We start from the raw sequence: 12,585 nt of genomic DNA, 5'->3' as shown, positions 1-12,585 counted from the left end.
CCGACCAGAGCTGCGGCGTACCGGCCCCGTGGAGCCTCACGCGTAGGCCGGGGTGTATGAACCTCCATGAATCGTGGAGTTACTGAAATGGTTGTGGCGGCGATGTGACGGAATGCGCCGGACAGGTCACCAGCGTTCCTCAGACCCCGCTACCGTTGTGCCACGAGTCAGTTCAGCCCTCTGGAGCCCTCGATGAGCGAACAGCCGGCCCCCGCCGCCCGCCAGCCGCTGGAGCCCCCGGCCGCCGATGCTGTACGTTCCTACGCCGCGGCCGAGCGGGCCAAGACGGACACCCTTGCCTCGGTCCTGGAGGACATCGCCACCAACGGTTACCCGGCCCCGGAGACGGGCGTGCTGTGGGAGACCGCCCGCGACGCGCACCTCGCCACCCTCGCCGACGAGCAGGCCCGTGTCGCCTGAACACGGACCGCGGCGGTGAATTTCAAGTCCAGTGAGACATTTGTGTGGCTATGAGATCTGTGGTGTGGTTTCCCTGCGCTTGGCGGGGTCGTTGATCCACGCTTGCTGGGGTATCTCGGGCGGTGTGGGGCGGCGACCGAAGCGTTCGGGGTGGCGGGCGAACGCTTCGGCGAGCGTGACGGCTCTCTGGTCGCGGACCTCCTCGGCGGTGCCGAAGTGGACGCTGGCGGGCGTGTGCCATCCAATGCCCGAGTGCCGGTGCTCGTGGTTGTAGTACGCGATGAACGCGTCGAACCAATCACGGGCGTGGGCCAGGGAATCGAACCGCTCGGGGTAGTCGGACATGTACTTGGTGGTCTTGAAATGGGCCTCGCTGTAGGGGTTGTCATTGGAGACTTTCGGCCGGGAATGGCTGCGGGTGACGCCGAGGTCGATCAGCAGCTGAGAGACCTTCTTGGAGGTCATTGAGGTGCCCCGGTCGGCGTGGACGGTCTCGGGCACGATGCCGTTGCGCTCGATGGTGTCCCGGATCAACTCCTCGGCACGCTCTGCTGATTCGGCGCGTTCGACGGTGTGGCCGACGATGTAGCGGCTGAAGATGTCGATGACGACGTAGGCGTGGTACCAGGTGCCCTTGGCCGGTCCGGCGAGCTTGGTGATGTCCCAGGTGAAGACCTGGGATGGGGCGGTGGCGACCAGTTCGGGCACGGTCTTGGCCGGGTGGGTGGCCTGACGGCGACGCTCGCCGGACTGGCCCTTGTCACGCAGGATCCGGTACATCGTGGAGACCGAGCAGTGATAGCGGCCCGCGTCCAGCTCACGGGCCCAGATCTGCGCGGGCGGCAGCTCCACGTACTCGGCGCTGTTCATCAACTCCAGTACTGCCGAACGCTCTTGATCCGTCAGCGCCGAGGGCTGGGCCTGGACGTGGGAGCGGGGCGTGCGGTCGGTCGGGGGCTTGAGCCTGCGGTAGTGGGTGGCCCGGGAGCGGCCTGTCAGCCGGCACGCGGCCGTGATGCCCAGCTGGCCCTGAACGCCGGTGAACGCGGTGTCCACCACGGGGTCGGTGGCGTGTTTCAGTCCGCGCTCTCGGAGATCATTTCCAAGAGCGCGGAGGCTTTTCCCATCACCTCGAGTGCGGCCTTGTTCCGGGCCAGGTCCTTCTGCAGCCGCTCCACCTGCTGTCGCAGCTTCTCGTTCTCCACCTCCGCGGCGGACTTCTTCGTGCGGGCGGGGCTGGTCCGGCGGTCGACCAGGTTTTCCAGGGCCCCGGCATCCCGGGCGGCCCGCCACTCCTTGACATGCGAGTGGTAGAGGCGTTCCCGGCGCAGGACCGCGCCCTTCTCGTTCCTGGGCGCGGCGTCGTACTCGGCGACGATCCGCAGTTTGTACTCCGAGGTGAAGGTACGGCGCTTCGGCCTCGGCGCCGGGTCGGACCCGACGGGCTCAGTGCTGGGCATAAGGGGCGGTTCTCCTGTCGTGCCCTCTCAGGCTAACCCCGCAGAACGGGACGTCTCACCCGAGGCTGACAGAGAGGGGGCGCTCCCGGGTCATCACGGTGGAGCCCGCGCTCACGCAGCTCACCAAGCTGACCGCGGGCGAGACCCACCGTCTGGACCGCGCGATCGTGGCCATCTCCGTCAACCCCGAGCTCGGCGCCCTGATTCCGGGAAGTCTTCTGCGAGATTACGTCGACGAGATCGACGGGGTCCGGGTCATTTTCTTTGTCACCGCCCTGCAGACGATCACAGTGGTGGCGTACATCGAGGCATAGCCGAGAGCCTCTCCTGCGTTCCGCAGTTCCGCAGCAAACCTGGCTTCTTCTCGACGGGGCAGCGCAGTGTTGGCTTGCCTTCACACAGTGCCCACGGTGCCGGGGGCAGCGCCAACAGCACCGACCGGGCCGACGCCAACTGCCGCACCGTGATGTCGTGCACCGCGCGTGGCGGCCGCCGCGCACGCGAGATCACCTCTTCCTCCCTGCCTGTCCGGTGCAAACGATCCCTGCGTATCGATCCACGAGATGCCGCAGCCGCGCTTGGAAAAACACGACAGTAGGTGTCCAGTTTCTGCGCAACCATCGTGTCGGCGTCGACGTCGGCGCGGCACGTGAACACGGAAGGATTCCCAATGACGTTGTCAACCCCGGTCGGTGACGCCTTGTGACTGGGTCATGCCGCTGTGGCGGCGGGGCTGGGGGTGACGGCCTCGAAGGTCCGGTGGTCGCGTATCAGGGCCCAGAGCACGTTCAGGCGGTGTCTGGCCAGCGCGAGGACGGCCTGCTTGTGGGACTTTCCCTCGGCGCGTTTGCGCTGGTAGAAGGTCTTGGACTGGGGGCAGTGCACCGCGGCGACCTGGGCGGAGAGGTAGAACATCCGCAGGAGTCGGCGGTTGTAACGTCTGGGCCTGCGCAGGTTGCCGCTGACCTTGCCCGAGTCGCGGGGGACGGGAGCGAGTCCGGCGACGCCGGCGAGCCGGTCGGGGCTGCCGAAGGCGGTCATGTCGCCGCCGGTCGCGGCGATGAACTAGGCGCCGAGAATGTCACCGATGCCGGGCATGCTGGTGATCACTTCCGCGTCGGGATGCTCGCGAAACCGGCCCTCGATGAGGGCGTTGAGCTCGGAGATCTCCTCATCGAGGGCCATCACCTCCCTGGCCAGGGTGTGGACCATCTTCGCAGCGGTCTTCTCCCCGGTGACGACGGTGAACTGGGCCTCGGCAGCGGTCACCGCGGTGTCGGCGGCGCTCTTGGCGGTGCTGAGAGTGCGGACGCCGTGGTTCTTGAGCCAGGTGGACAGCCGGGCCCGGCCGATCCTGCGCAGGGCGGCCGGGGTCTGGTAGCCGGTGAGCAGGATCAGCGCGGTCTTGGACGTGCTGTAGTCGAAGGCCCGTTCCAGGGCGGGGAAGTACTCCAGGATCTGGGCCCTCAGCCGGTTGATGGCCCTGGTGCGGTCGGCGGACAGGTCCATGCGGCGGGCGGTCAGGATCTTCCGGTCGACCGCGGTCTCGCTGGTCTCCTGCAAGGGCTGGAGGTCGTGGCGCATGCGTGCCTGGTCGGCGATGACGAAGGCGTCCTTGGCGTCGGTCTTGCCGTCGCCGCGGTAGGCGCCGGAGGCGTGGTGGACGGTTCGGCCGGGGATGTAGAACAGCCGCTGTCCGTGGTTGACCAGCAGGGCGATCCACAGCGCGGCCCCGCCGTCGTTGAGATCGACCGCCCAGGTCACCGGGCCACCGTCGGCCAGGTCCAGGACGTCACCGAGCAGTTGCAGCAGCTCGTCCTCGTTGTTCGGTATCCGGCGCGAGAGCACCTTGGTTCCGTCCGTGTCGATCACAGTGCAGTGGTGTTCGGCCTTTCCCGCGTCCGTCCCCGCCCACAGTTCGGGCACCGGAGCCTCCTTCGTCGTTCTCCTGTGCTGTCCCAGCAGACGACCTCGCTGTCACGTCCATACGAGCGATTCGGTTTCGCGCATCCCAATCAGCAGTCGAGTCGTCGCGGGATGCCGGGCGGCCAATCCTTCCAAGCCACGAACGCGGCACCCGCATGACAGCCACACCCGGCATCCCTGGGTGTCCCGATCTTACGAATGACCGCGATCAACCCACGAAGAAAGGTATGGACACGCATGTCAGCAACATTGGATGGAAAGGTCGCTCTCGTCGCAGGGGCGACGCGGGGAGCCGGCAGGGCGATCGCGGTGGAACTCGGCGCTGCCGGGGCAACCGTCTACGTAACCGGCCGTAGCACACGGGTGCAGCGCTCGGAGTACAACCGCCCCGAGACCATCGAGGACACCGCTGATCTCGTGACCGAGGCGGGAGGGCACGGCGTCGCGGTCCCGACCGACCACTTGGTTTCCTCCCAGGTCCGAAGCCTGGTCGATCGCATTGCATCCGAACAGGGCCGGCTCGACATCCTGGTCAACGACATCTGGGGCGGCGAACTCCTCTTCGAATGGGACGCCCCCGTGTGGGAGCACGATCTCGACAAGGGACTGCGGCTGCTCCGGCTCGCGGTGGAGACGCACGCAATCACCAGCCACCACGCTCTTCCCCTCCTCCTGCGGAATGACGGCGGACTGGTGGTCGAGATGACCGACGGCACCGCCGAGTACAACCGGGACACCTACCGGGTCTCGTTCTTCTACGATCTCGCCAAGGCCGCGGTGCTTCGCATGGCCTTCGCGCTGGGCCACGAACTCGGACCACGTGGCGGCACAGCGGTGGCACTGACGCCCGGGTGGATGCGTTCGGAGATCATGCTCGACCACTTCGGTGTGACCGAGGAATCGTGGCATGACGCGCTGGAGCGTGAGCCGCACTTCTGCATCTCGGAGACCCCGTTCTACGTGGGGCGAGCCGTCGCTGCCCTGGCCGCCGATCCCCGGGTGAGCCGTTGGAACGGGCAGTCGTTGTCCGGCGGTCAGCTCGCCCAGGTTTACGGCTTCACCGACGTCGACGGCAGCCGGCCAGATGCCTGGCGGTACATCGTCGAGGTTCAGGACGCGGGCAAGCCCGCCGACGCCACTGGATACCGCTGAATGGAATCGACGCGGAGGAGGTGGGCTGGATGATCCGTGCATACAAGTTCCTCATGCGGCCCACCGCCCGGCAGGAACAAGCGCTCGGTGAGATGCTCCGCGATCACGGTTCCCTCTATAACGGGGCATTGCAGGAACGCCGCGACGCCTACCGGCATGTCTCGAAGACGACGGTCCGGTACGGGCAGCAGTCCGTGCAGCTCAAGGAGATCCGGGCATGCGACCCGGAGCGTCAGGGCCGCTGGTCGTTCTCCTCGCAGCAGGCCACCCTGCGCCGGCTGGACAAGGCGTTCGCCGCGTTCTTCCGGCGCATCAAGGCCGGGGACAAGCCGGGCTGTCCGCGCTTTAGGGGGATCGGCCGCTTCGACACGGTGGACTTCCCCAAGGACGGTGACGGCTGCCGGTGGGACTCCACCGCGCATGACCCGGTCACCCGCGTCCGCTTTCAGGGCATCGGGCACGTCAGGGTGCACCGGCATCGGACGGTGGTCGGCAAGGTCAAGACCGTCTCCGTCAAGCGCGAGGGCCGTAAGTGGTTCGTCGTGGTGACCGCCGAGCAGCCCGCGCCGGAGCAACCGCCCGCGACCGGCAGCGTGGTCGGCATCGACCTGGGCATCGCCAACTTCCTCGCCGACTCGGGCGGCGGATTCGTGGCCAACCCGCGTCACGGCCGGAAGGCTGCCGCGAAGCTCGAAGAAGCTCAGCGAGCGCTCAGCCGGTGCAAGCGCGGCTCCGAGCGCCGCCGCAAGACCGTGGCGAAGGTCGCTACCCTGCACCGCAAGGTGCGCCGCCAACGGCTCGACCACGCACACAAGACCGCGCTCGACCTCGTACGCGAACACGACTTCATCGCGCACGAAGACCTCAAGATCCGCAACATGAGCCGGGCACCCGCCCCCGACCCCGACCAGCCCGGCCGCTTCCTGCCCAACGGAGCCGCGGCCAAGGCCGGACTGAACCGCTCGATATCGGATGCCGGATGGGGGTGTTCCTCGCGATCCTGAATGCAAAGGCTGAGAGCGCCGGGTGGGAAGTGATGGCCGTGGATCCCCGCAACACCTCCCGGCGGTGCCCCGAATGTGGGCATACCGCCAAGGAGAATCGGCCCACCCAGGAGAAGTTCCACTGCGTCGCCTGTGGCCACACCGCGCACGCGGACACAGTCGGAGCACTCAACGTTCTACGGGCCGGGCTGGTCCGTCGCGAAGCCCAACCGGCATAGCGAGAAGCCACCCCCCTTCAGGGGGTGGAGGAGTCAGTACGCCCGACATGGGCAGCAGCTAAAGGGTGAAAGTCCCGACGAGAAGAGGTGAGACTAACTCGCTAGCCGAACGGCAAGGGCGTCATCGCGAGGTGGGGTCCGAAGGAAGCCGGAGGCAAAACCGGGTGCCGATGTACAAGAACCGCATTTGAGGCTAGGCGTCTTGGGCAAGGTGGCTGACTGCATCGAAGCCCGTTCTCACCAAGAAAGACGCAGAGTATATGCGGCGGCGATCCGGGGAAAGTTGCTGTTCTTATTCGGGGAGGTCTGCCCGGGTGTCACCTGTAACGGTGTGTCGGCCGCGATTGTGACGACCGATGCCAGCAATGGCACTGGTTTGCCGGACAGAAGTCAGCAGAGGTCATAGTACCGAGACGGGAAGGCAGTAGGCCGACAAGGACTCGGGAAGGGCCGAACGTTTAGCGGATTGGAAGAAGGGTGTCTGCTCGCGCAGGTCACGATGACCGCCGTAAATCTTCCCCGGCAGACCCTGGGGTGACGGGGTCGGTGCATACGACCGCCCAGCCCAAGGGGCGCAGTGACCAGCCGGCGCTACACGCGGACAACAATCACCGCGAGGTCTCCCTCTGGGAGACGGTGTTCTCGAAGGAGAACCTTCTCGCGGCGCTCAGGCGCGTCGAAGCAAACCGGGGTGCCCCCGGCGTTGATGGGATGACGACGGATGAACTCCGGCCATGGATCGCCCAGAACTGGCCCAAGGTATGGGCTGAGCTCGATGCGGGGACATATAAGCCCGCTCCTGTCCGTCGGGTGACCATCCCTAAGCCGAATGGTGGGGAGCGGATGCTAGGTGTCCCACGGGTGCTGGATCGCTTGATCCAGCAGGCAATTGCGCAGGCCCTCGTGCCCGTCTTCGATCCCCACTTCTCTGGGGCGTCGTTCGGGTTCCGACCAGGGCGTTCGGCCCACCAAGCCGTAAGGGTTGGTCGCCGGGCCGTCCAGGACAGAAACCGTTGGGCCGTGGACCTGGACCTCGACAAGTTCTTCGACCGAATGAATCACGATGCGCTTATGGCGCGGGTGGCTCGCCGGGTGAGGGACAGAAAGGTCCTGAAGTTGATTCGGCGGTACCTGGAAGCCGGGATTATGAGCGACGGCGTGATGGTGAGGAACGAGGAAGGGACCCCGCAGGGTTCCCCTTTGTCCCCGTTGCTGTCGAACATCATGCTGGACGACCTTGACCGCGAACTCTTCAAACGCGGACACCGGTTCGTGAGGTACGCGGACGATGTGATGATTTTCGTCCGGTCCGAGCGAGCGGCGCAGCGGACCCTCGCCTCGGTCACGGCCTTCATTGAGAAGACCTTGAAACTGAGGGTGAATCGTGAGAAGTCGAAGGCGTGCCCCATCTGGTGGACGTCACTCCTGGGATTCGGGTACTACCTCGCCAAAGGGCAGGTGAAGATCCGGGTGGACCGGAAGGCCGTGAGACGGCTAAAGTCCACCGTTCGGCGAGTCACCTCCCGGACGTGGGGCGTATCGATGGCCCACAGGATGGACAAACTCAACCGTTTCTCGGTCGGCTGGGTGGCCTACTTCAGTCTCTCCGACAGCCTTCGGGTTTTCGAGGAGATTGATCACTGGACCCGCCGCAGGCTACGGCAGGCCCAGTGGGTGCAGTGGAAGACCAGTCAGCGCAAGAACTCCATGCTCCAGAAGCTCGGTTACGAATTTGGAGACCAGGAGCAAGGCGTTGCAGTGCAACGCAAGCGATACTGGCGGGCCTCCCACCTGAAACCACTGGAAATCGCTATGAATAAAGCCTATTGGGATGCGCAGGGCTACAAGTCGTTCAAGGGCTCGTGGTCCCGCCTGAAGCTCGCCTGAGATCAGCTGGACGAACCGCCGGATGCGGGCCCGCATGTCCGGTGGTGTGGGGGGCGGGCCGGGCAAACCGGCCCGCCTACCCGATCGACAGCTGTGCAGCCGTACTCATGACATCGTCGACGCCCTTGCCCGCGCCGACATCCCGCTTTGGGCCGACAGGGGAATACCGGAGTGCAGGCGGCACGGTCCGCGTTCCCTCCCGCGGGCGTTGGGGCAGCCTGTCAGCCGGACAGCAGATCCACAACAGCTCCCACGTGAAGGTCCGCGCGTGTGGAGAACAGGCCAGGGCCACTCTCAGGACCTGGTGCTTCGCGCGAAGCTGCGATACAGCACCACCCACATCACCGACCTGGTCATAGCCGTCCTCACCCTCCACCTCATACCGGCAACATGGGTGGGCAGAGGCTCACGGACGCATGATCGGTTGTACACAACGTGGCGAGACAGCCGCCGCAGAAGACGCCACGCTGACACCGAGGGCCAACGGCAGCAATAGCGTCAGCCAACTCGTAATCTGCTGCTCCAGCCGTTGCCGGGTTTCCTCAAGAGCATCCCGCAGAATGATCAATGGAGTGATGGGGTCCCGCTCGGTGTCAGGTTCATCAGGTCGCGGGGGTACTGGAATGGCGCGGGGCGAAGAGGTGGAAAGGCAGCGACGACCTGTGGGACGTGACCGAGTCGCTCCTGCCGAAAATCGAGCGCCCTACGCGCCACCCAGATCGCATACGTCTGAACGATCGGCGGAGTTGCAGGAGATTCTGTCCGTGCCGCACACGGCGATTGTCTGGGAGTATCTGCCACAGGAGTGGGGCTCCCGCTCGGGGATAACCTGCTGATGACGTCCACCTTCACCAAAGAGCAGCCCGGAATCTGCCCAGAGTGCTACGCCGCCCGCACTGGATGGCACCGTTCTCGGGCTTCACCCCACCCTTTGGCCTCACCGCGCCCGCCGGCACCCCTTGATCCCCCGGGCGCGGCTGCCCCCTCACCGACCCGAGCGGCCGCACCGTCGTCGTCACCGTCCACCAGGAGTAGCCCCATGACCACCGAGCAGGAAGCCCGCGACGCCATCCACCACGCCTTCGGCGAGACGGCACACGTCGACATCGAGACCTTTCCGGCCGGGAACCTCTCCATCACCATCACCAAGGGAAAGCACGCCGCAACCATCGACGGGCATCCTGAAAGCGGCTGGGGCTGGACCGTCGACCCGGGCGAGGATGACGGCTTCAGCGGTCACGAGAACGTTGCGACCACCCTCGACGAGGCGCTCGTCAACGTGCGTGCCGCACTGATCTGATCTGAACGAAGGGCTCGAGCAGCAAGATCTGAAGGCCAACTGGCCCCGCCTCAAAGAAATGGCCGGGCTAGAGGCTCAGTACGATGGCGGCGCCGATGCCACCGAGACACAGAGCGAAACCTGCTTCGCGCCAGCCGCCCTTTCCCCAGCGGAAGGGGTGGTCCAGGGCGAGCCGACCGGGGCCGGTGGCGGCAATGCCAAGTGCAACGACCGCGATGCACACGTTGTACTCCACGCCGCCTTGGTAATCCCACAAACCGTGTGATGCGGTAACGGTCACCATGGCATTGATCATCACACCGATCAGGGCAGCCGCTGCCAGTGGCGTGAACAGTCCCAGAGCCAGGCCGATGCCTCCCAGAAACTCGGAGCCACCGCCGATGACGGCGTAGACGTTTCCGGGGTGATATCCCAGCGCGGCGAACCCCTTGCCCGTGGCGGTGAGGCCGTCGCCACCGAATAGGCCGAAGAGCTTCTGGGAGCCGTGCCCTGCCATCAGCAGGCCGAACGTGATCCTGATAAGCAGCAGACCGCAGTCGCCGGCGGACACTGCCGACCGCGCCGGAACGTGGGTCGCAGGTTCGGGGGAGGCGCGCAGCCGCTCAGCGATGTAGTTCACCGGGAACTCTCCTCTGCCCCGATACCGCGGGGCGGTGCCGACGGACCACCACGGAAGCAGCAGGGCGGGTTGTCCAGTCACCATGACGCCTGAGGCATGCCATGCGTGGAAGACCGCGACGCTGCCGGGACACAGCCAGAACTGGAAGACAGCGGGATCATCGCCGCGTTCGCGCGTCATTCCGGTCAGGCCGGCGGTCGTTCTCGATATGAGTATGTGACATCGGCTTTTTCCATGATGACCCCTTTCCCTCTTCCGCGCCGACCCTGCGTTTGGGAGGGAGGAGGCATGCTTTGCCTACGGCGTGCTGTACTGCCGGCCGGGCCGGTGCCACTGTGCCGGACGCCAGGAGTGGCGCCGTCCCGGCAGGCTCTGCATCACGGGCGCTGCCGACAGAACACGCACCGTGGAGTCCGCATCGGCTTGCGCGGTCCTCCTGCGGGACGCCCACCGACAGTCCTGACCCGCATACGCCCGCAGGGCCGTTTGACCTCATGGAGTGACACATGTCGAGCAATAAATCGAACACCTGATCTAATGTGGTGATGGAGTCCATCACTTTCCCCCACGAACTGGTGCAAGCTCAGCGCGACTGGAACTCCACGTACCAAGCGCTCGCTGCGCCCTGCCTGCGCAACCGCACTGTGCTGCGCCGTCGACTGCTGCACCTGTCCGCCCGGATCCAGTGGCATCCCTTCTGGGCCTCCGATTCTGGCCGGAGCACCGCGGCCAGGGTGGAACTCCGTCGCCAGGCCCGTACGGACAGTCGAACAGCGGCGCGAGCGGGATGAACGGCACACCGACCCCCCTAGGCCAATCCAGATCCTGGCCGTGGTCCGGGGATCGTGCGGCTCGGACGGCGCCCCCTCGATCCCCCCGCACACCGGTAAACAAGGCGAAGTCGGTCCCGACTCGGCTTGTGCCGACTCGCGGTGCGCGAGCGCGGTCGTGGTGAGCACGAGGAACGCGCGGCGGTTGGGTGGAGCCACCGTTTCCTCCGTTTCCTCCGTGAAGGCAGCGCGACTACCGCTGCGGTCGCCGTCATGAGGTGCGTCGAACGTCGAACGCAGGCATCCACCGGGGCAGACTGGCGTGATCGGCCTCGCCCTGCTCGAAATGGTGGAAACTCTCCAAGGTCGCCTGATCATTACTGTTCCCGACGAGGTGACCGCCCGGGTCCGCACGGTCCGAGACTTGCAGGACGCGGTGAGCACTCCGGTGGCCGCCGCGCCCCTGGACATCTCGACCGGCAAGGACAACTCCTCATGACCGAACGCATCGTCAGTTCCCGCTCCCGCGGATTCCTCTTCCTCGACTCACACCCTGCCGGCTGCACCCGGCTCGTCCAGGACATGTGGCAGGCCGTCCCCGAACCGGCAGAGGAGGGTCGTCCGGACGCGGACGAGGCGCCCGTCGCGCTCGTGATCGGCTCGTCCGCCGGGTACGGGCTGGCCGCCACCATCGCAGGACTCGCCAGGGCCGGTATCCGGGGCGTCGGCGTGTCCTTCGAGAAGGCGCCCGGCCGCCGAACCGGAACGGCCGGCTGGTACCGGACTGCCGCAACGGCCGAGCTGGCCGCGAAGCACAGGCGGGACTTCGTGTTCCTCAACGGCGACGCCTTCTCCGACACCCTGAAGGACCAGGTCGCCGACCTCCTCGACGAGCAGTTCGGCGGGAAGCTCGACTACCTCGTCTACTCCGTCGCGGCCCCCCGCCGCACCGACCCCGACACCGGCGTCACGTACGCGTCCGTGCTCAAGCCGGTCGGTGAGGCGTACCGCACCAAGACCCTCGTCTTCGACGGCGACAGGGCACCCGAGGTCACGACAGTCGAGACCGGGCCGGCGGAGGGCGACGACATTGAGCAGACCGTCGCTGTCATGGGTGGCACGGACTGGGCCCGTTGGATCGACCACCTCGCCGGGCGCGACCTGTTGGCACAGGGGTTCGCCACTGTCGCCCTGTCCTACATCGGGTCGCCGCTGACCGCCTCGATCTACCGACAGGGCACCATTGGTGCGGCCAAGGCCCACCTGGAACAGACCGCCCGGGACCTGAACGACCGGCTCGTCAAGGACGTCGACGGCCGAGCCCTGACCTCAGTCAACGGGGCTGCCGTTACGCAGTCGAGCACGGCGATTCCCGGCATCGCGCTCTATGTCGGGCTGCTGCGCGGCGTCCTCGAAGACGCCATGGTCCCGCCGATTGCCCAGCTCACCCAGCTCTGGGACCAGCTCACCGGCACCGCGTCCCTCGACGTCGACGACGAGGACCGCATCCGCCTCGACACCTGGGAGCTGACCCCCGCCGTCCAGGAGGCCGTCGCCGAGCGCTGGAAGACCGCCACCACCGAGAACATCCCGGCCCTCGCCGCCCTCGACTGGTTCGCCGTCCAGGTGCAGCAGCTCTACGGCTTCGCCGTTCCCGGCATCGACTACGCCGCTCCTGTCGAGACCGACGTCCCTTGGCCCCAGCCCACCACCTGACACCCAGGGAGTAACGCCATGCACCCGCGATGGTGAGTCGTTTGCGGCGGGAGCGGGGGAGCGGCCCACGGAGGTTGAAGGAGACCAGTTCATCGCCCGTGCGGGGCGACCTG

Annotated in this window: 11 protein-coding genes and 3 pseudogenes; 10 read left to right on the top strand and 4 right to left on the bottom strand. The window is 66.3% G+C overall.

The features are described 5' to 3' along the window. Nucleotides 1-192 precede the first annotated feature (192 nt). On the top strand, nt 193-420 hold the full coding sequence (locus tag OG395_RS08585; protein WP_327242341.1) for a hypothetical protein: 228 nt from the start codon (nt 193-195) through the stop codon (nt 418-420). A 48-nt stretch (nt 421-468) separates the two neighbouring features. On the opposite strand, the gene OG395_RS08580 is transcribed toward OG395_RS08585, so the two are convergent. Further along, nucleotides 469-1,476, bottom strand: coding sequence for an IS3 family transposase (locus OG395_RS08580; RefSeq protein ID WP_327242340.1), 1,008 nt, complete (start codon nt 1,474-1,476; stop codon nt 469-471). Nucleotides 1,477-1,496: 20 nt separating this feature from the next. Then, complete coding sequence (locus OG395_RS08575; RefSeq protein ID WP_327241097.1) at nt 1,497-1,880, bottom strand: hypothetical protein; 384 nt, start codon at nt 1,878-1,880, stop codon at nt 1,497-1,499. A 98-nt stretch (nt 1,881-1,978) separates the two neighbouring features. Here OG395_RS08575 and OG395_RS08570 point away from each other — a divergent pair, with 98 nt between their 5' ends. After that, nucleotides 1,979-2,194 (top strand): hypothetical protein, encoded by a 216-nt coding sequence (locus OG395_RS08570; RefSeq protein ID WP_327242339.1) that lies wholly within the window; start codon nt 1,979-1,981, stop codon nt 2,192-2,194. A gap of 397 nt (nt 2,195-2,591) precedes the next feature. Here OG395_RS08570 and OG395_RS08565 read toward each other — a convergent pair. Further along, nucleotides 2,592-3,806 (bottom strand): annotated as a pseudogene (locus OG395_RS08565) (IS110 family transposase). A gap of 237 nt (nt 3,807-4,043) precedes the next feature. Here OG395_RS08565 and OG395_RS08560 point away from each other — a divergent pair. The 5 genes and pseudogenes from OG395_RS08560 (at nt 4,044) to OG395_RS08540 (ending at nt 9,367) form a co-directional block, all read left to right on the top strand. After that, nucleotides 4,044-4,958 (top strand): SDR family oxidoreductase, encoded by a 915-nt coding sequence (locus tag OG395_RS08560; protein WP_327242338.1) that lies wholly within the window; start codon nt 4,044-4,046, stop codon nt 4,956-4,958. Nucleotides 4,959-4,987: 29 nt separating this feature from the next. Continuing rightward, nucleotides 4,988-6,180: pseudogene (locus tag OG395_RS08555) on the top strand (RNA-guided endonuclease InsQ/TnpB family protein). A gap of 546 nt (nt 6,181-6,726) precedes the next feature. Then, nucleotides 6,727-8,067 (top strand): group II intron reverse transcriptase/maturase, encoded by a 1,341-nt coding sequence (ltrA, locus tag OG395_RS08550; RefSeq protein WP_327241363.1) that lies wholly within the window; start codon nt 6,727-6,729, stop codon nt 8,065-8,067. A 100-nt stretch (nt 8,068-8,167) separates the two neighbouring features. Further along, a pseudogene (locus OG395_RS08545) lies at nt 8,168-8,446 on the top strand (transposase family protein); the annotation flags it as partial. 660 nt (nt 8,447-9,106) lie between these two features. Then, the gene (locus OG395_RS08540; RefSeq protein WP_327242337.1) at nt 9,107-9,367 is read left to right on the top strand and encodes a hypothetical protein; all 261 of its coding nucleotides are present in this window, start codon (nt 9,107-9,109) and stop codon (nt 9,365-9,367) included. Nucleotides 9,368-9,434: 67 nt separating this feature from the next. Here OG395_RS08540 and OG395_RS08535 read toward each other — a convergent pair whose 3' ends face one another. After that, nucleotides 9,435-9,863, bottom strand: a complete 429-nt coding sequence (locus OG395_RS08535) for a DoxX family protein (protein WP_376344861.1) — start codon at nt 9,861-9,863, stop codon at nt 9,435-9,437. A gap of 668 nt (nt 9,864-10,531) precedes the next feature. On the opposite strand from OG395_RS08535, the gene OG395_RS08530 reads away from it, so the two are divergent. From OG395_RS08530 to fabV, 3 genes are all read left to right on the top strand, one after another. Then, entirely contained in the window at nt 10,532-10,777 is a 246-nt protein-coding gene (locus OG395_RS08530; protein WP_327242336.1) for a hypothetical protein, read from the top strand. A 301-nt stretch (nt 10,778-11,078) separates the two neighbouring features. Continuing rightward, a complete protein-coding gene (locus OG395_RS08525; protein WP_327242335.1) occupies nt 11,079-11,255 on the top strand; it encodes a hypothetical protein in 177 nt (58 codons plus the stop codon). After that, nucleotides 11,252-12,472 carry an enoyl-[acyl-carrier-protein] reductase FabV gene (fabV, locus tag OG395_RS08520; RefSeq protein ID WP_327242334.1) on the top strand — a complete coding sequence of 407 codons (1,221 nt, stop codon included), beginning with the start codon at nt 11,252-11,254 and terminating at the stop codon, nt 12,470-12,472. Before OG395_RS08525 ends, fabV begins: the two co-directional genes overlap by 4 nt. Nucleotides 12,473-12,585: the final 113 nt, after the last annotated feature.

The organism is Streptomyces sp. NBC_01320 (assembly GCF_035974375.1).
In the GTDB taxonomy this organism is placed as follows: domain Bacteria; phylum Actinomycetota; class Actinomycetes; order Streptomycetales; family Streptomycetaceae; genus Streptomyces; species Streptomyces yanii.
The sequence above is the reverse complement of the archived record's forward strand: the minus strand, read 5'-3'. Positions and strand labels throughout refer to the sequence as shown.

Excerpts from the sequence above, each read along its gene's own strand:
- OG395_RS08530 (WP_327242336.1), top strand. The coding sequence starts at position 10,532 with ATGGAGTCCATCACTTTCCCCCACGAACTGGTGCAAGCTCAGCGCGAC.
- OG395_RS08535 (WP_376344861.1), bottom strand. The coding sequence starts at position 9,863 with ATGGCAGGGCACGGCTCCCAGAAGCTCTTCGGCCTATTCGGTGGCGAC.
- fabV (WP_327242334.1), top strand. The coding sequence starts at position 11,252 with ATGACCGAACGCATCGTCAGTTCCCGCTCCCGCGGATTCCTCTTCCTC.
- OG395_RS08540 (WP_327242337.1), top strand. The coding sequence starts at position 9,107 with ATGACCACCGAGCAGGAAGCCCGCGACGCCATCCACCACGCCTTCGGC.
- OG395_RS08560 (WP_327242338.1), top strand. The coding sequence starts at position 4,044 with ATGTCAGCAACATTGGATGGAAAGGTCGCTCTCGTCGCAGGGGCGACG.
- OG395_RS08585 (WP_327242341.1), top strand. The coding sequence starts at position 193 with ATGAGCGAACAGCCGGCCCCCGCCGCCCGCCAGCCGCTGGAGCCCCCG.
- OG395_RS08575 (WP_327241097.1), bottom strand. The coding sequence starts at position 1,880 with ATGCCCAGCACTGAGCCCGTCGGGTCCGACCCGGCGCCGAGGCCGAAG.